Origin of the sequence: Brachybacterium tyrofermentans, from assembly GCF_014897585.1 — a bacterium.
GTDB classification, from domain to species: Bacteria; Actinomycetota; Actinomycetes; order Actinomycetales; family Dermabacteraceae; genus Brachybacterium; species Brachybacterium tyrofermentans.
In genome coordinates, this window is record NZ_JABUXW010000028.1 from 1 (window position 1) to 17,082 (window position 17,082).

A 17,082-nucleotide genomic window follows, 5' to 3' on the forward strand; every position below is an offset into this window, starting at 1 on the left:
AGCAGGAGCAGGAGCAGGAGCAGGAGCAGGAGCAGGAGCAGGAGCAGGAGCAGGAACAGGAACAGGAGCAGGAGCAGGAGAGCGCCGAGGGCGACCCGGGCTCCGGGGCGGCCCGGTGACTGCGGAGTCCGGGACGCCTCCCGAGCCCCAGCCATCCCCCGAGTCCCCGCTGACCCCCGAGCCCCAACTGGCCTCCGAGATCCCGTCGGCCTCCGAGCGCGTGGTCGGCGTCGGCCCGCACCCGCGCCCGTGGCCGGAGGGCGACCACTTCGATCCCGAGCTCCTGGCCGCCGGCGACCGGCGCAACGTCGAGGACCATTTCCGGTACTGGCGGCGCGAGGCGATCATCGCCGAGCTCGACACCCATCGCCATGAGCTGCATGTCGCGATCGAGAACCTCGAGCACGACGCGAACATCGGCTCGGTGGTGCGCACGGCGAACGCCTTCGCGGTGGGGGCGTTCCACATCGTCGGCCGACGTCGCTGGAACCGGCGCGGCGCGATGGTCACCGACCGCTACCAGCACGAGATCCACCATCCCGACGCCGCGCATCTCATCGCATGGGCCCGGGAGCAGGGGCGACCCCTCGTGGTGATCGATCTGGTGCCCGGGGCGATGCCCCTGGAGCGCACGGCGCTGCCTCGCAACGCCCTGCTGGTGGTGGGCCAGGAGGGCCCCGGAGTGAGCGCCGAGATCCTGGACGCCGCGGACCTCGTCGTGGGCATCACCCAGTTCGGATCCACGCGGTCGATCAACGTGGCCGCGGCGGCGGCGATCGCGATGCACAGCTGGATCCTGCAGCACGCGGAGATCCCCGACCTGCCCCTGCGCTGAGGGCGGTGTCCGCCAGGGACCTCCGACCGGTGGTCGCCCAGCGCACTGTGGAACAATGGGCACGATCGAACGACCCTGCGCGGCAACTCCACGCCGCCGGTCGTCTCAGACCCTCTTCAGCGAAGGAGAATGCCCCATGGCAGTCGCAACCCCGGATCAGTACGCAGAGATGATCGACCGCGCGAAGGCGGGCAAGTTCGCCTACCCGGCTGTGAACGTCTCGAGCTCCCAGACGGCCATCGCCGCCCTGCAGGGCTTCAGCGATGCGAACACCGACGGCATCATCCAGGTGTCCTTCGGCGGCGCCGAGTACCTCTCCGGTTCCACCGTCAAGGACCGCGTCGCCGGCTCGCTCGCTCTCGCCGAGTTCGTGCACGCGGTCGCCAAGAACTACCCGATCAACGTCGCGCTCCACACGGACCACTGCGCCAAGGAGGTTCTGCCCACTTGGGTCGAGCCCCTGATCGAGTGGGACCTCGAGAACCGCGTGAAGAAGGGCCTGAACCCGCTCTTCCAGTCGCACATGTGGGACGGCTCCGCCGTGCCGGTCGACGAGAACCTCGAGATCGCCGAGCGTCTGCTCGAGAAGTCCGTCGAGGCCAAGAAGATCCTCGAGATCGAGGTCGGCGTCGTCGGCGGCGAGGAGGACGGCGTGGTCGCCGATGTCGATGGCGACAAGCTCTTCTCCACCCCCGAGGACGGCCTGAAGACGGCCGCGAAGCTCGGCCTGGGCGAGCGCGGTCGCTACCTGACCGCCCTGACCTTCGGCAACGTGCACGGCGTGTACAAGCCGGGCAACGTCAAGCTGACCCCGTCGATCCTGCTGGACATCCAGAAGGCCGTCGGCGCCGAGTACGGCAAGGACATGCCGTTCGACCTCGTCATGCACGGCGGCTCGGGCTCCTCCATCGAGGAGATCCAGACCGCTGTCGACAACGGTGTCATCAAGATGAACATCGACACCGACACCCAGTACGCCTTCACCCGCCCGGTGGTCTCGCACATGTTCGAGAACTACAACGGCGTCATGAAGGTCGACGGCGAGGTCGGCAACAAGAAGGCGTACGACCCCCGCGCCTGGGGCAAGAAGGCCGAGGCCGGACTGGCCGCACGCCTGGTCGAGGCAGCGGAGAACCTCCGCTCGGCCGGCACCCACGTCTGAGCAGTCGTGAGCTGAGCTGCCGCTGAGCAGCACTGGTCAGCGCGCGGGTCACTGCGCAGGCCGCACGACACAGGAACCCCGGAGCTTCGGCTCCGGGGTTCTGTCGTTCCTGGGGGCGTCGCCCCCGGGCCGATGACGACGGGAGCTGGCTATATAGCCACCTCGCGTCACCATCAGCCCGCCGACGACACAGCCCCGGACGTCGCCACCTGCTGCAGTGGGTCGGCTCAGCTATGCAACGGGTCGGCTCAGCTATGCAACGGGTCGGCTCAGCTATGCAGCGGGTCGGCCCAGCTATGCAGCGGGTCGGCTCAGCGGTGCAGCGGCTCGACTCACCAGCGGTTGCCGGCGGCGCGCCCCATGACTCGCTTCAGGGCGGGCAGCACATCGGCGAGGAAGACGCCGGCGATCACGATCCCGATGAGCATGAACAGCATCGACGTGCCGCCGCGGCCGATGGGATAGGGCAGCGAGAGGAAGCCGAGCAGCATGGCCACGCCCGTGAGGACGCACCAGAACACCTTGGTGCGCTTGCTCGCGGCGACGTAGGCGTCGGCGCGGAAGCGCAGGGCGTTCACGAACGCCCAGACCTCCACAGCCAGCAGGGCCAGGGAGAGCACGAGGAAGATCCACATCTGGATGACAGCGACCATCGGATCAGGATACGGGGGCCGGCTGGGCGGATCCCGGATCCCGGATCCCGGATCCCGGATCCCGGATCAGCGTCGGCGGTCCGGATCCGAGCGGTCCGAGATCAGCAGCTCGATCGCCTCGGTGGTGGCCGGCGGCTCCAGGGCTCGCATCTCCTGCGTCATCGGCCTCGGACCGATCGCATCGCCATCGGCGGCGACGACCAGGCTCGGCAGGAACTGTTTGGCCTCGACGGAGGTCAGACCGGTCGCCTGCAGCAGGTCGATCGCGAGGGAGCGCAGCTGGATCGCCAGGGTCACGCCCTCGAAGTGCCCGGCGCGGCCGGGCCGGACGCCCTCGTCGTTGCGCAGGAGCATCTCCGGAGTCAGGTACGAGCAGAACAGGCGCAGCTTGCGGCGTGCCGTGGTGAAGTCGACCTCGTCGTGCGCGACCGCGGCGGCCAGCTCCGTGACGGCATCGCGTGCGGCCAGCAGCGCATCGGCCAGCGTGGAGTGCGCATCCCCGTGCACGGCATCGAGGAACTCGGTCTCCCGTCGGGCGATCACCCGCATGTTGCGCATCGCCCGGTCGGAGCCGATCAGCAGGTGCTCGAGGCGTCCGACGTCGCCGGCATGGCGCAGCCCGGTGGGGGAGAAGGTGGCCATCTCGTTGGCGACGTCGTTGGCGAGCATCCACTCGTCCGTGTACTTCTGGGAGGTGTCGCGGATCGTCACCAGCGCGGCCTGGGCGACGCCCCGGTCGCCGCTGCGCGCGGCCAGGGCCAGCGAGACGAGGGTGTCCTCGAGCTCCTGGTAGAAGGAGATCGCGGCGCGGCTCTGCAGGCGCCGGGGGTCCCCGGAGAGCAGCAGGTGGATGATGATCGCGACCACCACACCGGTGACCGCATCCAGCACCCGGCCGCCCGGGGTCATCCCCGGCGTGATGGGCATGATCATCACCAGCAGCGACTGGATGGCGGTCTGGAAGCCGAAGAGATTCGACTTGTCGATGAAGCGTGCCGTCATCCCGGCGCAGAACACGACCACGAGGATCTGCCAGGTGCCGGATCCGATCACGGAGCGGGCGACCTCGCCCAGCAGCACCCCGAACATCACCCCGGAGGCCATCTCGACGATCTTGCGCATCTTCTTCTCGATGCCGAAGCCGATGATGATGAAGGCGACGATCGAGGAGAAGAAGGGGAACTCGTGGTTCCAGAGCAGGCCGCTGATCGCATAGGCGAGCGCGGCGGCGACCGCGGCGCGGCCGACGGTCAGGACGTCATTGCGGCCGCGGCTCAGGCCGGTGCTGAACCAGCCGACGACCGCGCCGCGGGCCCGCTCGAGCCGTGACGGGTGGGAGGCGCTGCTCGGGCTCATCGCCGCACCGGATCCTCGAGCCGCATCTGCAGCAGGTCCTCGAGGTTGAAGGTGTCGCCGTCGCGTGCACCGCGACCTACCACCAGCGGTGCGAGGGTCGGCTCGGGGGAGGAGCCCTGCAGCCGTGCCCGCAGCCCGCCCTCGACCCGCATCACGTAGTACCGGCCCTCGGCGTCCACGGCCAGCGACTGGTCCTGCTTGAGGTACCAGCCCTCGAGCGCGGTGCGGATGCTGCCGGAGCCGGTGTAGGGCTTCGCGCGCAGCGGGATCGGGGCGATGCCGGCCGCGCGGAACTGCTCGATCGCCGCTCGGATGATCGCGGTGGCCTTCTTGTGCTCGGCCTGCCGGGCGGCGTGCAGCGCTCGCTCCTTGACCGCGAACACCTCCTGCCGGTGTCGGGTCCAGTCCTGCTGGTCGCCCTGTGCATTCATGCGATCCATTGTTCCAGGTCCGCGTGACGAGCGCTCGGGGAAGCCGTGGCCGGGCCGTGCGAATCCTGTGGTGGGGACGTGCACGCGCCGGAAGATGTCAGCGTCCCGGCGTGGCTCCGAGCTTGGCGGTGGCCGGGCGTTCGCCGTGGTCGCGCTGGACCACGATCGGCTCCTGGGAGGCGTCGAGCCAGATCGACGCCTCGTCCTGGTCGTCGGACGCGCCGATCACGACCTGCACCGACAGGGCCGCATCCAGCGGGACCGCGCGGCGCACCACGGCGAGGGCGATCGGGCCGAGGTCCGCATGCAGCGCCGCGGAGGTGACGGTGCCGACGAGCTTGCCGTCGGACCCACCCAGGCGCACCTCTCCGCCCGGCGCGGCGGGCACGTCCCGGGAGCCGTCGAGGTGCAGCATCACCAGGCGGCGTGGCGGCTGCCCGAGGTTCAGGACCTTCGCGACGGTCTCCTGCCCCCGGTAGCAGCCCTTGGTGGTGTGCACGGTGGTGCGCAGCAGATCCAGCTCATGGGGGATGGTGCGCTCGTCGACCTCACGGGTCGCACGGGCGCGATGATCGGCGATCCGCAGCGCCTCCCAGGAGCTCATCCCGGCCAGGTGCTCTGCGCGCCACGGCAGCCCGGGCAGGAACTCGGCCTCGAGCACGGTCAGCACGGCGCCGACGGGATCCTCCGGATCCGGGCCGTACGCCACGCCGCCCGGGGCGACCTGCGGCCAGGCCTCGGACCAAACGGCGACGGGATCGGGAAGGCCGAGCTCGGGAAGCACCTCGGCGGCGGGTGCCAGGGCGCCGAGGACGCGCAGGTCATCACGGTCGATCAGCTCGACGCGCGCCGCGAAGCGCATCATCTCCAGGTAGGTGCGCAGGCCGGCGCGCCGCCCGGCGTCCAGCACCAGCAGCAGGGCGTCCTCGTCGAGGACGACCGCCGAGGCGAGGTGCTCGACGCGACCCTGCGGGGACAGCACGGCGAGACTCGAGGACGAGCCGACGGGGGTCCCGGCCAGAACCTGCGAGGTGATCGTGGTCATCCAGGAGCGGGCATCCGCTCCCCGCACCTCGAGCACCTCGAACTGGCCCAGGTCGACGACCGCCCGGTGATCCAGCAGGCGGCGCTGCTCCCGCAGCGGCGCACCGTAATGGGCGGGGACGGCGGCATCGGGGCCCTTGCCGAGCACGGCCCCCGCGCTCAGAAGACGGGGAAGGGGTGAGGACGGATCAGGCACGGTTCAGCTCCACGGAGAGGTAGGGGGCCATGGTCGACCCCTCGGTGTCGGTGGCGGGGACCCGGTGCTCCCACAGCCACATGAGGCGACCGTTGATGTACCCGAACATCCGGGTGTCGGTGACCTCGGCGCCCTCCTGCGCGGCACGGGCGAGCTGGATGCGTGGTCCACGGACCTCGCCGGCCCAGCTCTCCTCGGCGCCGTCGCTGCGCTCGAAGCGCGCCTGCAGCGCATGGGACACGAAGGCGGCCGGGTCGCCGGGCTTGGCGGCACGCGCCGCGGCGAGGTCCTGACCGGGGACGGCGTCGCCGACGGACCAGATGCCGTCCTCGCGCATCAGCAGCGTGCGCTCGCCGGATCCCGCGGGGGCGGGCGCAGCGGCGTCGTCCCGGGCGAAAGCGCTGGTGGGCGGCAACGGTGCGGGGTCGTCGACCTCGTGGATCGTGGACCGCCAGGCCAGGGTGCCGTCCTCACGGGCGGTGCAGACCAGCTGCTGTTCGATGCGACGGTCGGGAACGTCCGTGTCCCCGGGGCGATGCACCGCACCCTCACCCGTCCAGGTGCCCACCAGCCAGGCCAGCGGGTACAGCGATTCAGGGAGCGAGGTGTCGAGCGAGATGGGCATGGGGGCTGCTCAGACGATCAGCGGTTGAACAGGCGGGTGAGCACGAGGATGGCGAAGGCCAGGGTTCCGAGGCCCACCAGGACCACCAGTGCGATGAAGAACAGGGAGAGAGCGCTCATACCCGGAGTCTATCGCCCCGGATCGACCCGTGAGGCATGGGTGGTGACCGGCACAGATCAGGGGATGAGGATCACGGCGAGGTGGGCGACCACGCCGATCGTCGCCACGGGGACGGCACCCACCGCCAGTGACGGAAGCGGTTCCTTCGCGACGAGCGAGGAGCCGACGAGGAGCTGTGTGCAGGCGGCACCGATCGCGGTCAGGAGCCCGGCACCGATCGCGATCGGCAGCGCGATCCCGGTCAGGCTCGTGGCGAGCAGGGCGGTGATGCCGGTGCCGGCGGCGAGGGCGACCACGAAGCGCAGCGTGGCCGGCATGGGGGCGATGTTGAGCAGGAGCGTCGCCGCCAGACCCGCGGTGATCGACGCGACCAGGCCCTCGCGGCCCAGCTGGACGGCCTCCACCTGGGCGATGACCCAGCAGGCCGCGGTGCCGGTGAGGAACACGCCGGCGACCGTCCCGGTGAGGGAGGCCGTGAGCTCACGACGATCCGCGCGGAGCATCTGCTGGACGAACGCCGCGAACACGCCGATGGCGCAGACCATCAGGATCCCGGACACGGGCGTGAAGCGCTCAGGGGCGGAGACGGCGACGGCGGCGCCCGCGATCCCGACCGTGGTGATCACGATCCGTGTGCCGAGGGCGGAGGGAAGCTCCAGGAGATTGGGCCAGCCGATGCCCGCCAGCAGAGCGATCGCCCCGACGGCGATGCCCATCAGGACGGGCGAGGCGGGGCCGGTGAGGGAGACCAGGGTCAGCAGGAGCGCGAGAGCGGCGCTGAGCGGGGCGCGCTCGGGAGCGGTCATGATGCCTCCCTCGCACTCGGTTCCGGTCTCTTCGCAGTCGCCGACGAGCGTGGTCGGACGGGCGCTACAGTGTCAGTCTACGAGTGCCCGCAGGCAGGGGCATACTCGGCACCTCGTTCTGATGCTCGGAAGGACCTCATGATCACGACGGCTGCCTTGTCGCAGACCCACCGCGACGCGGCCCGTGACCTGCTCGATACGGTCACCGCCCACGATGGAGTCGCCCCTCTGGATGAAGCGGCACGACTCGCTGTCGCCGGGGGAGACGCACACCATCTCCTCCTCGAGCACGAGCCGACGGGGGAGGCCGACGGCGATCGGCTGCTCGGCTACGCGAGCGTGCTGACCGACGGCACGGTCCAGGGCATGGTCCATCCCGCGCACCGCCGACGCGGGCACGGCACCGCGCTGCTGCAGGCGGCCCTCGACCTGCACGACGAGCCCGGCGTGTGGGCACACGGTGCGCTCGAGGGGTCCCTCGCGTTCCTCGCCGCCGCCGGTCTCCAGGAGACCCGTCGGCTGCTGACTTTGCACCGCCCGCTCGACGCCGATCATCCCCTCGCTCCGGTTCCCGCGCCGCGGCTCGAGGGGCTGCACCTGGATGCCTTCGACGCGGACCGGGACGCGGACCGCTGGGTCCAGGTCAATGCTCTCGCCTTCGCCGACCATCCCGAGCAGGGCGCCCTGACCCGCGCCGATCTGGACCAGCGCATGGCCGAGCCCTGGTTCGACGCCCAGGACATGGTGGTGGCGCGCTACGAGGGAGAGCTGGTCGGCTTCGTCTGGATCAAGCGCGAGGCGCCCGAGCAGGCCGCGAAGGGCGGCGCAGAGCCGACGGATATCCAGCCGTCGGACGCGGAGATCTACGTGGTCGCGACGGACCCCTCGGTGCAGGGGCAGGGTGTGGCCGGCTTCCTGCTGGCGGCGGCGCTGGAGCGGCTCCGGACCGCCGACGTGCCGGGCGTCGAGCTGTACGTCGAGGCCGACAACGCCCCGGCGCTGCGCCTGTACGAGAACTGGGGCTTCGTCGTCTCGGGCCGCGACGTGCAGATGCGTCCGACAGGGAAGGGCTGATCGATGCGCGTTGCTCCCGGGAAGCCGCCCCCCGTCCTCGCCGCCGGTGCCCTCACCTGGCGCGAGGGGAAGAAGGGCCTCGAGGTGCTGCTGGTGCACCGGCCCCGCTACGACGACTGGTCGATCCCCAAGGGGAAGCTCGACAAGGGGGAGACCTTCCCCGAGGCCGCCGTGCGCGAGGTCGTCGAGGAGACGGGGTACCGGGTGCGTCTGCACCGCCCCCTGCCGGCCGCGGTCTACCTCCTGCCCGACGGTCGCACCAAGATCGTGCAGTACTGGTGCGGCACCGTGCGGGCGAAGTCGGCCCCCGGCCCCGTGGATGCCCAGGAGATCGACGAGGTGAAGTGGGTCCGTCTGGACGCGGCCGAGAAGCTGCTGACCCGTCAAGGGGACCAGGTCTGCTTGGCGACCCTGCGTCGTTTCCAGCAGGACGTGGAGCTCGTGACCGTGCCGATCATCGTGCAGCGGCACGGCGCGGCCCGTTCCCGCGCGAAGTGGCGCAAGGGGGAGGCGAGCCGCCCGCTGAACTCGAAGGGCCGCAAGCAGGCCCTCGCCCTTCCGCCGCTGATCGACGCCTTCGATCCCCGCAGCGTGCTGAGCAGCCCGTGGGAACGCTGCGTGTCCACCATCGAACCGCTGGCCCGGGTGGAGGGCCTGAAGATCCGCACGAAGGACGAGCTCACCGAGCACGCGCACCAGGAGCACCCCTCCCGGACCCGTGCCGTGATCGAGCGAGTGCTGCACGAGGGTCGGGGCACCGTGGTGTGCACCCACCGCCCGGTGCTGCCCACGGTGATCGGTGCCGTACGGGCCGTCGCGCAGGCGAGCGCGGCCCTCGAGCTCCCGAAGTCGAACCCGTTCCTCGCCGCGGGCGAGGCGCTGATGCTGCATACGACGCCGCAGGGAGCGGTCGTCGCGATCGAACGGCACCTGCCCAACATCGAGTGAGCGGTCGCCGCCGCGGCAGGGCGAGGGGACGCCGCAGCGAACGGACGCCGCGGCGCGAGAACGCGGTGACGTGAGAACGCCGTGACGAAGGCCGACGGACGAGGGACGAGGGACGACGGACGACGGACGAGGGGACGATCAGCATGAACCAGTGGGACGTGAACTCCGGAAGGTCTGACGACCGGGGGTACCCCGAGAACCAGGGGACGAGCTGGGACGGGTATCCGGCTGCCGACCCCTACGCGACGGGACACCTCCCTGAGGGGCAGCACGTGGAGGGACCGCGCGAGACCGATCCCTACGCGGTCGTCCCGGAGGGGTCCGTCGGCCCCTCTCCCTACGACCCCTCTCCCTACGGCCCCGCTTCCGTCTACCCGGGGACCGGCTATCCGGGTCAGCCCGGGACAGGCCTCGCCGGAGGGCCCCAGCACGCCGGCTACCCGGGCGGGCTGTACGCCCCGCTGCCCGCGACCTCGGGGTCGGCGATCACCGGATTCATCCTGGGGATCCTCTCCTTCCTCCTCTGCCCCGGACTCCTGGCTCCCGTCGGCATCGTCTTCTCGATCCTCGGGATGCGCGACACCTCACCTACGCGCGGCACTCCCCGCGGCGGCCGCGGCCTTGCCATCGCCGGCTTGGTCCTCAACATCCTCATCCTCGGGATCCTCCTGCTGATGGTGCTGCTGTTCGTCATCCTGGCCGCCGTGGAGTCGGCCTGAGCACTTTCCGCTCACCTCGTGATCGCCTCCTGGCCAGCCCGTGGCCACCGGGGCCGGGTGCCGCCGTGCACCAACTGTGACCTGATCGTCCTTACCCCCTGACCTGCGAGTTCATGGGGACTATCGGGCTGTTCATCTGGAGTTCATGCAAGGGCGGGCGCGGTGTCACCTGCGCTCCTTAGCGTCAGCGGCGTCAGACATCCCCGCACGACGTCTCCACATCTTCTCGGGCCCTCGGCCCCCGAAAGGACCTGCAGTGAACGTTCGCAAGAACAAGCTCGTCTCCCTCGCCGCGCTCAGCCTCGTCGGCGGTCTCGCCCTCTCCGCCTGCGGCGACTCCTCCGGCGCCGGGAGCGACGGATCCGACGGCGGCGGCGCCGCCGCGGGCGGCGGCTACGCCGAGCTGACCGGCAACCTCGCCGGCTCCGGCGCCTCCTCGCAGCAGAACGCGCAGACGGCCTGGACCGAGTCGTTCATGGGTCTCACCCAGGCCGAGGGCGGCGACCTCACGGTCACCTACGACCCCACCGGCTCCGGCACCGGCCGCGAGCAGTTCCTCAGCGGCCAGGTCAAGTTCGCCGGCACCGACGCAGCCCTGGAGGAGGAGGAGCTCGCAGCCTCCGCCGAGGTGTGCAACGGCGAGCAGGCCTTCGACCTGCCCGTGTACATCTCCCCGATCGCCGTGGTCTTCAACATCGAGGGTGTCGACTCGCTGAACCTGTCGCCCGAGGTCATCGGCGCCATCTTCGCCGGCGACATCACGAACTGGAACGACCCGAAGATCGCTGCGGACAACCCCGACGCCACGCTTCCTGACCTGGACATCGTCCCGGTGCACCGCTCCGACGACTCGGGCACCACGGAGAACTTCACCGAGTACCTCTCCGAGACGGCCCCCGATGCCTGGACCCACGGTCCGATCGAGACCTGGCCGATCGAGGGCGGCCAGTCCGGTGACGGCACCTCCGGCCTGATCTCCACCGTCGAGGGCGGCAACGGCACCATCGGCTACGCCGACGCCTCCCAGGCCGGCAACCTCGGCACCGCCGCCATCAAGGTCGGCGGCGAGTTCGTCGAGTACAGCGCCGACGCCGCGGCCAAGGCCGTCGACGTCTCCCCGCGTGCCGAGGGCCGTGAGGACAACGACATCGTCGTGGACCTCGATCGCACGACCGAGGAGGCCGGCACCTACCCGATCGTCCTGGTCTCCTACCTCGCGCTGTGCGGCTCCTACGCCGACTCCGCCGAGGGCAACGCCGTGAAGGCCTACGCCTCCTACCTCGTCTCCGAGGAGGGCCAGCAGGTTGCCGCCGAGAACGCCGGCTCCGCGCCGCTGTCCTCCGAGATGTCCGCCGAGGCCCAGAAGGCGGTCGACGCGATCTCCGTCGGCTGATCACTTCTCCTGCGCGCGGGTGTGCCGCCCGGCCGGTCCTGGCCCGGCGGCACACCCGCGCCACCGCCCCCCACTCCGTGAGCTCCGAGGAAGGCCCCTGTGAGCACCACTGACGTCACGCCGAAGACCCCGGAGGCGACCTCTCCCTCCATGGCGAGCAGCCGCCGCCGCATGGGCGACTCGGTCTTCTCCGCCCTGAGCATCGGCTCGGGCCTCCTGATCTTCGTGACCCTCGCCCTCGTCGCCGTCTTCCTCACCACCGAGTCGATGCCCGCCGTGATGGAGAGCAAGGAGATCATCGGGGATGCCTCGGCGTTCTCCCTCCTGGAGACCACGCTCCCGCTGATCTTCGGCACGATCCTCGCCGCGGCGATCGCCCTGGCCATCGCGATCCCGGTCTCGATCGGCATCGCGCTGTTCATCTCGCACTATGCTCCGCGGCGGCTGGCCTCCGGCCTGGGATACATGATCGACCTGCTCGCGGCAGTGCCGTCGGTGGTCTACGGGCTCTGGGGCGGCATCTGGCTGGTCCCCAAGCTCGAGCCGCTCTACCTCTTCCTGAACTCCACCCTCGGCACCTGGCCCTCCTGGCCCGGCTTCGTGCCTTTCGTGGGCGGCGAGCCGGTCGTGGCCCTGTTCGCCGGCGACCCCACCGCCCCCATGCGCAACCTCGCTTCCGCCGCGATCGTGCTCGCCGTGATGATCCTGCCGATCATCACGGCCGTGGCCCGCGAGATCTTCCTGCAGACCCCGCGCCTGCAGGAGGAGGCGGCTCTCGCCCTCGGCGCCACCCGCTGGGAGACCATCCGCACCGTGGTCCTGCCCTTCGGCAAGTCCGGCGTGGTCGCCGCCTCGATGCTGGGCCTGGGCCGTGCGCTCGGCGAGACCATGGCCGTGCTGATGATCCTCGCGCCCGGCGCGACGTTCTCGTTCCACATCCTCGAGGTCGGGATGCACCAGTCGATCGCGGCGAACATCGCCTCCAAGCAGGCGGAGGCCTCCGGCACCGACATGTCGCTGCTCATCTTCACCGGCCTGGTCCTGTTCGTCCTGACCTTCATCATCAACGCCCTTGCCCGCTGGATCGTCGCCCGCAGCGGCGTCAAGAGCTGAGGTCCCCATGACAACCACGAGCACCAAGGGCCCTGCGGCCCCGCCTGAGCAGACCGGGTCGCCGGTCCTGCGGCGACCCCACGACGAGCGCCGTCTGCCCTGGTTCCACCTGGTCCTCACGGGCCTGGCCGGGCTGCTCGTCGCGGTCGCGCTGCTGGCGATCTTCGATTCGCTCTCGATCCCTGCGGCGATCCTGCTGGGCTTCGTCCTCCACCTGGCGTTCGGGTACCTCTACTCCCGGATCCGTGAAGGGCGACGCTGGGCGACTGATCGGCTGATGACCCTGGTGGTGATCGGTGCCTTCGCGATCGCCATGTTCCCGTTGGTCTCGCTGCTCTGGGCCGTCATCGGCCGGGGCCTGACCCGCGTCCTCGCCGCAGCCCCCTCGCCCTTCGCCTTCTGGACCACCGACATGTCCGGGATCATCGGCGGCGCCGAGGCCGGAGGCGTGGTCCACGCGACCATCGGCACCCTCCTGATCACCCTGTGGGCCTCGATCATCTCGATCCCGATCGGCCTGTTCACCGCGATCTTCCTGGTCGAGTACGCGGACCAGGGCTGGCGCCGGGTGCTGGGACAGGGCGTCACCTTCCTCGTCGACGTGATGACGGGCATCCCCTCGATCGTCGCGGGCCTGTTCGGACTCGCCCTGTTCATCGCCTTCATGCCCGACCAGAGCGTGCGCATGGGCATCATGGGCGCGGTCGCCCTGTCGCTGCTGATGATCCCCACCGTGGTGCGCTCGAGCGAGGAGATGCTGCGCCTGGTCCCGATGGATCTGCGCGAGGCGTCCTATGCGCTCGGCGTCCCGAAGTGGCTCACCATCGTCAAGGTCGTGCTGCGCACCGCGATCGCCGGCCTCACCACCGGCATCACCCTCGCGATCGCCCGGGTGATCGGCGAGACGGCCCCGCTGCTGCTCACCGTGGGCATGGTGACCTCGGTGAACTGGAACATGTTCGACGGCCGCATGGCCACGCTGCCCACGTTCATCAACCAGCAGTACCGGGCCGGCAGCGCCAACTGCATGAACGACACCGTCACGAACCCGGTCACGCAGGAGGTCTACGCCTGCTCGATCACGACGAACATCGATCGTGCCTGGGCCGCGGCCTTCACCCTGATCGTCATCGTGATGGTGCTCAACATCGTCGCCCGACTGGTCAGCTACTACTTCTCCCCGAAGCTCACCCGCTGAGCCGTCGCTCCACCCGAAAGGACCCCTGATGGCAGCCCCTCAGCCGATCAACGTCGAGGACCTCAACATCTACTACGGCGACTTCCTGGCCGTGGAGGGCGTCGACGTCCAGATCCGCCCCCGCTCGGTGACCGCCCTGATCGGGCCCTCCGGCTGCGGCAAGTCGACCTTCCTGCGCACGCTGAACCGCATGCACGAGGTGATCCCCGGCGCCTACGCGCAGGGCAAGGTCGAGATCAACGGCGAGAACATCTACGACCCGCGCGTCGACCCGGTCAACGTGCGCCGTCGCGTCGGCATGGTCTTCCAGAAGGCGAACCCCTTCCCGACGATGTCGATCCGCGACAACGTGCTGGCCGGCGTCAAGCTCAACAGCCGACGGATCTCCAAGAGCGCGGCCGAGGAGCTGCTGGAGGGCTCCCTGAAGGGCGCCAACCTCTGGAACGAGGTCAAGGACCGCCTCGACAAGCCCGGGATGGGTCTCTCCGGCGGCCAGCAGCAGCGCCTGTGCATCGCCCGCACCATCGCGGTCAAGCCCGAGGTCGTCCTCATGGACGAGCCCTGCTCGGCGCTGGACCCGATCTCCACCCTCGCGATCGAGGACCTCGTCCACGAGCTGAAGGAGGAGTACACGATCGTGATCGTCACGCACAACATGCAGCAGGCATCCCGCGTCTCGGACCGCACCGGCTTCTTCAACATCGCGGGCACCGGCAAGCCCGGTCACCTGATCGAGATCGACGACACCCAGCAGATGTTCACCAACCCCTCGAACAAGCAGACCGAGGACTACATCTCCGGCCGCTTCGGCTGATCCTGCCGATGGGCCGTGGGTGTCCACCCAGGGTCTGACATCAGGGGCGGGATATCGATCTCCGGGTCGACGCGGAGTCGCCCCCGTGCGCACGATGCTGGGATGCATGAACACCGCTCCGTTCCCCGCATCCGCTCCGTTCCCCGCACCCACGGACACCCCCGTCGGCCCGTACCAGCCGGCACCCGCCGCGACGCCGGCGAACGCCGTGCCCGCGGCGCAGCTCCCGCACACCGCCGGCCACGCACCGGTCCAGCACCAGGGTCACCCGGGCTTCAGCGCGGGGCACCACGCCCCGGTGCTCTCTGCCCGGCACCTGACCATGACCTACGGCACGACGGGGACCGCGACCCACGCGCTCGCCGGCGTGGACCTCGACATCGCCCGGGCCGACTCCCTGGCGGTCATGGGCCCGTCCGGTTGCGGCAAGACCACCCTGCTGCACATCCTCGCCGGGATCCTGCGCCCCACCTCCGGCACCGTCCAGCACGACGGCACCGATCTCGCCGCTCTCGGCGACCGAGCGCGCACCCGACTGCGCCGCAGCGACTTCGGCTTCGTCTTCCAGGATGGTCAGCTGCTGCCCGAGCTCACGGCCATCGAGAACGTGATCCTGCCGCGCATGCTCGCGGGCGTCTCCCGCCGTACCGCGACCGCCGAGGCCGGCGGCTGGCTCGACCGGCTGGGCCTGCAGGGCATGCACGAGCGCCGGCCCACCCAGCTCTCCGGCGGGCAGGCTCAGCGCGTGGCCATCGCCCGCGCCCTCGCCGGGCGCCCCTCGGTGGTCTTCGCCGATGAACCCACCGGTGCCCTGGACCAGGCCACCGGCCAGGCCGTGCTCGACATCCTCGTCCAGTCCTGCCGGGACTCCGGCGCGAGCCTGGTCATGGTCACCCACGACGCGAAGGTGGCCGCCGTCTGCCGCCGCACGGTCGCCATGCGCGACGGCCGCATCGCCCAGGAGTTCGTCCGCCCCGACGCCACGGCACAGGGAGTTCCTGCCCAGACGTCCGCCGCCGCGTCCGTCGAGCCGTCCGCCTCCGCGTCAGTCCGGCAGTCGGCGCAGGCAGCGGCCCAGCGCCTTCAGCAGGGCGAGGTGACCCGATGAGCACGCTGCTCGGCGCCGCGCCTCTGCTCCTGCGCCGACGGGGCGCGCTCGCCGATGTGCTGCCCGTCATCGCCTTCGCCGCGGCGACCGCGATCATCGCGACCGTCGTCGGCGGGGCCGCGGCCTTCGTCGGCCGTCTCCCCTCCGGAGAGGCCCCGATGACGGGCGAGGCCTCCATCATGGGGTTCCTCGTGATGTGCGCGATCATCGCGTCCGTGCTGCTGGTGCCCAGCGCCGTCGGCCTCGGCGGATCCGCCGCCCGGCTGTCCCTCGCCCGGCGCGAGAAGGACCTCGCCACGATGCGCCTGGTGGGCGGAACCAGCGGCCAGGTCGGCTCGGTGGCCGTGCTCGACGTCGCCGCCCAGTCGCTGCTCGGCGCGCTCATCGGACTCGGCGCCCACCTCGCCGTGACCCCCGTCCTGACCCGGCTCGACTTCGGGATCTCCTCGTTCACGGTCGGCGACCTGCTGCTGCCCTGGTGGGCCTATCCGGTGCTGGTCGTCGCGCTCGTGCTGATCGCAGCCGGTTCGGCCGCGGTGTCGCTGACCGGCGTGATCCTCAGCCCGCTGGGCGTGGCTCGCGACTCCCGCGTGGTGCGCATGTCCGTGATCCGGGTGATCATCTGGGCCGCGCTGATCCTGGGGTTCGTGGTCTTCATGAACGTCGGAGGGCAGCTGCTGGGCAACGCGGGAGGCGGGATGGCCGTCATCGCGATCATGGTGCTCTTCGTGGCCGCGATCGTCGCCGGCATCAACGTCGTGGGCCCGTTCATCGTCTGGATCACGGCGCGCACTCTGGCCAGGATCGCCCCGACACCGTCGCTGCTGGTGGGCGCACGCCGCCTCGCCGGTGACCCCCGGGCCGGGTGGCGGGCCGTCTCAGGTATCACCTTCGCCTTGGTCATCGCCGGCTTCCTCACCATGATGACGACATTGAGTGAGGCCTCCTCCCCGGAGGAATCGATGATGTTCGTGGCCATGACCACCGGCGGGCTGCTCACCCTGGGCATCTCCGCGGTGCTTGCTGCCGTGAGCACCGGGGTCTCGCAGACAGCCCGGGTCATCGACCAGGCCCCTCGCCTGCGCGCCCAGCACATCGCGGGCGCCGAGGTGGGCCAGCTGCATCGGGCGCGGCTCGCCGAGATCGCCGTGCCCGTCGGTCTCAGCTCGATCATCGCCACGGGCACCGCCCTGCTGGTGCTGACGACGTTCCTGGGCGGGGCCCCGAACGATCCGATGATGGCCGTGCAGTACCTGGTGTGCGTGCTCGGTGCGTATGCGCTGGTGATCCTGGCCGTGCTGGTGGGCTCCCCGCTCGTGAAGCGGTACGCGATGCGCACTGCCTGAACCGTCTGGCCCGTCTGAACCGTCTGAAGCGTCTGAACCGGACTGAGCTGTCTGAACCGTCTGAACCGTCTGAACCGTCTGAACCGTCTGAACCGTCTGAACCGGACTGAGCTGTCTGACCGGGCTGAACTGTCTGACCGG

General features: G+C 70.3%; 17 protein-coding genes. 11 read left to right on the forward strand and 6 right to left on the reverse strand.

The window, feature by feature from the left end:
* Positions 1 to 169: 169 nt before the first annotated feature.
* Together INT49_RS17105 and fbaA are read left to right on the forward strand one after the other, a co-directional pair.
* Positions 170 to 835 carry a TrmH family RNA methyltransferase gene (locus INT49_RS17105; protein ID WP_377802393.1) on the forward strand — a complete coding sequence of 222 codons (666 nt, stop codon included), beginning with the start codon at positions 170 to 172 and terminating at the stop codon, positions 833 to 835.
* A gap of 136 nt (positions 836 to 971) precedes the next feature.
* Entirely contained in the window at positions 972 to 1,997 is a 1,026-nt protein-coding gene (fbaA, locus tag INT49_RS17110; protein WP_193118957.1) for a class II fructose-bisphosphate aldolase, read from the forward strand.
* A 332-nt stretch (positions 1,998 to 2,329) separates the two neighbouring features.
* On the opposite strand, the gene INT49_RS17115 is transcribed toward fbaA, so the two are convergent.
* The 6 genes from INT49_RS17115 to INT49_RS17140 form a co-directional block, all read right to left on the reverse strand.
* On the reverse strand, positions 2,330 to 2,650 hold the full coding sequence (locus INT49_RS17115) for a DUF2516 family protein (RefSeq protein WP_193118958.1): 321 nt from the start codon (positions 2,648 to 2,650) through the stop codon (positions 2,330 to 2,332).
* 66 nt (positions 2,651 to 2,716) lie between these two features.
* Positions 2,717 to 4,006, reverse strand: coding sequence for an FUSC family protein (locus INT49_RS17120; RefSeq protein WP_193118959.1), 1,290 nt, complete (start codon positions 4,004 to 4,006; stop codon positions 2,717 to 2,719).
* Positions 4,003 to 4,437, reverse strand: coding sequence for a hypothetical protein (locus tag INT49_RS17125; RefSeq protein WP_193118960.1), 435 nt, complete (start codon positions 4,435 to 4,437; stop codon positions 4,003 to 4,005). Before INT49_RS17125 ends, INT49_RS17120 begins: the two co-directional genes overlap by 4 nt.
* A 97-nt stretch (positions 4,438 to 4,534) precedes the next feature.
* Positions 4,535 to 5,677 carry a CAF17-like 4Fe-4S cluster assembly/insertion protein YgfZ gene (gene ygfZ, locus INT49_RS17130; protein WP_193118961.1) on the reverse strand — a complete coding sequence of 381 codons (1,143 nt, stop codon included), beginning with the start codon at positions 5,675 to 5,677 and terminating at the stop codon, positions 4,535 to 4,537.
* Positions 5,670 to 6,302, reverse strand: a complete 633-nt coding sequence (locus tag INT49_RS17135; RefSeq protein WP_193118962.1) for an FABP family protein — start codon at positions 6,300 to 6,302, stop codon at positions 5,670 to 5,672. Before INT49_RS17135 ends, ygfZ begins: the two co-directional genes overlap by 8 nt.
* A gap of 176 nt (positions 6,303 to 6,478) precedes the next feature.
* The gene (locus INT49_RS17140) at positions 6,479 to 7,228 is read right to left on the reverse strand and encodes a hypothetical protein (RefSeq protein WP_193118963.1); all 750 of its coding nucleotides are present in this window, start codon (positions 7,226 to 7,228) and stop codon (positions 6,479 to 6,481) included.
* A gap of 138 nt (positions 7,229 to 7,366) precedes the next feature.
* Here INT49_RS17140 and mshD point away from each other — a divergent pair, with 138 nt between their 5' ends.
* The 9 genes from mshD (at position 7,367) to INT49_RS17185 (ending at position 16,941) form a co-directional block, all read left to right on the forward strand.
* Positions 7,367 to 8,302, forward strand: a complete 936-nt coding sequence (mshD, locus tag INT49_RS17145; protein ID WP_193118964.1) for a mycothiol synthase — start codon at positions 7,367 to 7,369, stop codon at positions 8,300 to 8,302.
* A 3-nt stretch (positions 8,303 to 8,305) separates the two neighbouring features.
* Entirely contained in the window at positions 8,306 to 9,250 is a 945-nt protein-coding gene (locus INT49_RS17150; protein WP_193118965.1) for an NUDIX hydrolase, read from the forward strand.
* A gap of 143 nt (positions 9,251 to 9,393) precedes the next feature.
* Positions 9,394 to 9,969: a DUF4190 domain-containing protein gene (locus INT49_RS17155; RefSeq protein ID WP_193118966.1), complete on the forward strand. Its 576-nt coding sequence runs from the start codon at positions 9,394 to 9,396 to the stop codon at positions 9,967 to 9,969.
* 256 nt (positions 9,970 to 10,225) lie between these two features.
* Positions 10,226 to 11,362, forward strand: coding sequence for a phosphate ABC transporter substrate-binding protein PstS (gene pstS, locus INT49_RS17160; RefSeq protein WP_193118967.1), 1,137 nt, complete (start codon positions 10,226 to 10,228; stop codon positions 11,360 to 11,362).
* A gap of 99 nt (positions 11,363 to 11,461) precedes the next feature.
* Positions 11,462 to 12,475 (forward strand): phosphate ABC transporter permease subunit PstC, encoded by a 1,014-nt coding sequence (gene pstC, locus INT49_RS17165; RefSeq protein WP_319021683.1) that lies wholly within the window; start codon positions 11,462 to 11,464, stop codon positions 12,473 to 12,475.
* Positions 12,476 to 12,482: 7 nt separating this feature from the next.
* Positions 12,483 to 13,673, forward strand: coding sequence for a phosphate ABC transporter permease PstA (gene pstA / locus INT49_RS17170; protein ID WP_193118968.1), 1,191 nt, complete (start codon positions 12,483 to 12,485; stop codon positions 13,671 to 13,673).
* Between the two features lie 28 nt (positions 13,674 to 13,701).
* The gene (pstB, locus tag INT49_RS17175; RefSeq protein WP_193118969.1) at positions 13,702 to 14,487 is read left to right on the forward strand and encodes a phosphate ABC transporter ATP-binding protein PstB; all 786 of its coding nucleotides are present in this window, start codon (positions 13,702 to 13,704) and stop codon (positions 14,485 to 14,487) included.
* Between the two features lie 106 nt (positions 14,488 to 14,593).
* Positions 14,594 to 15,595: an ABC transporter ATP-binding protein gene (locus tag INT49_RS17180; RefSeq protein WP_377802388.1), complete on the forward strand. Its 1,002-nt coding sequence runs from the start codon at positions 14,594 to 14,596 to the stop codon at positions 15,593 to 15,595.
* Positions 15,592 to 16,941 carry an FtsX-like permease family protein gene (locus INT49_RS17185; protein WP_193118970.1) on the forward strand — a complete coding sequence of 450 codons (1,350 nt, stop codon included), beginning with the start codon at positions 15,592 to 15,594 and terminating at the stop codon, positions 16,939 to 16,941. The genes INT49_RS17180 and INT49_RS17185 overlap by 4 nt, the downstream gene beginning before the upstream one ends.
* Positions 16,942 to 17,082: the final 141 nt, after the last annotated feature.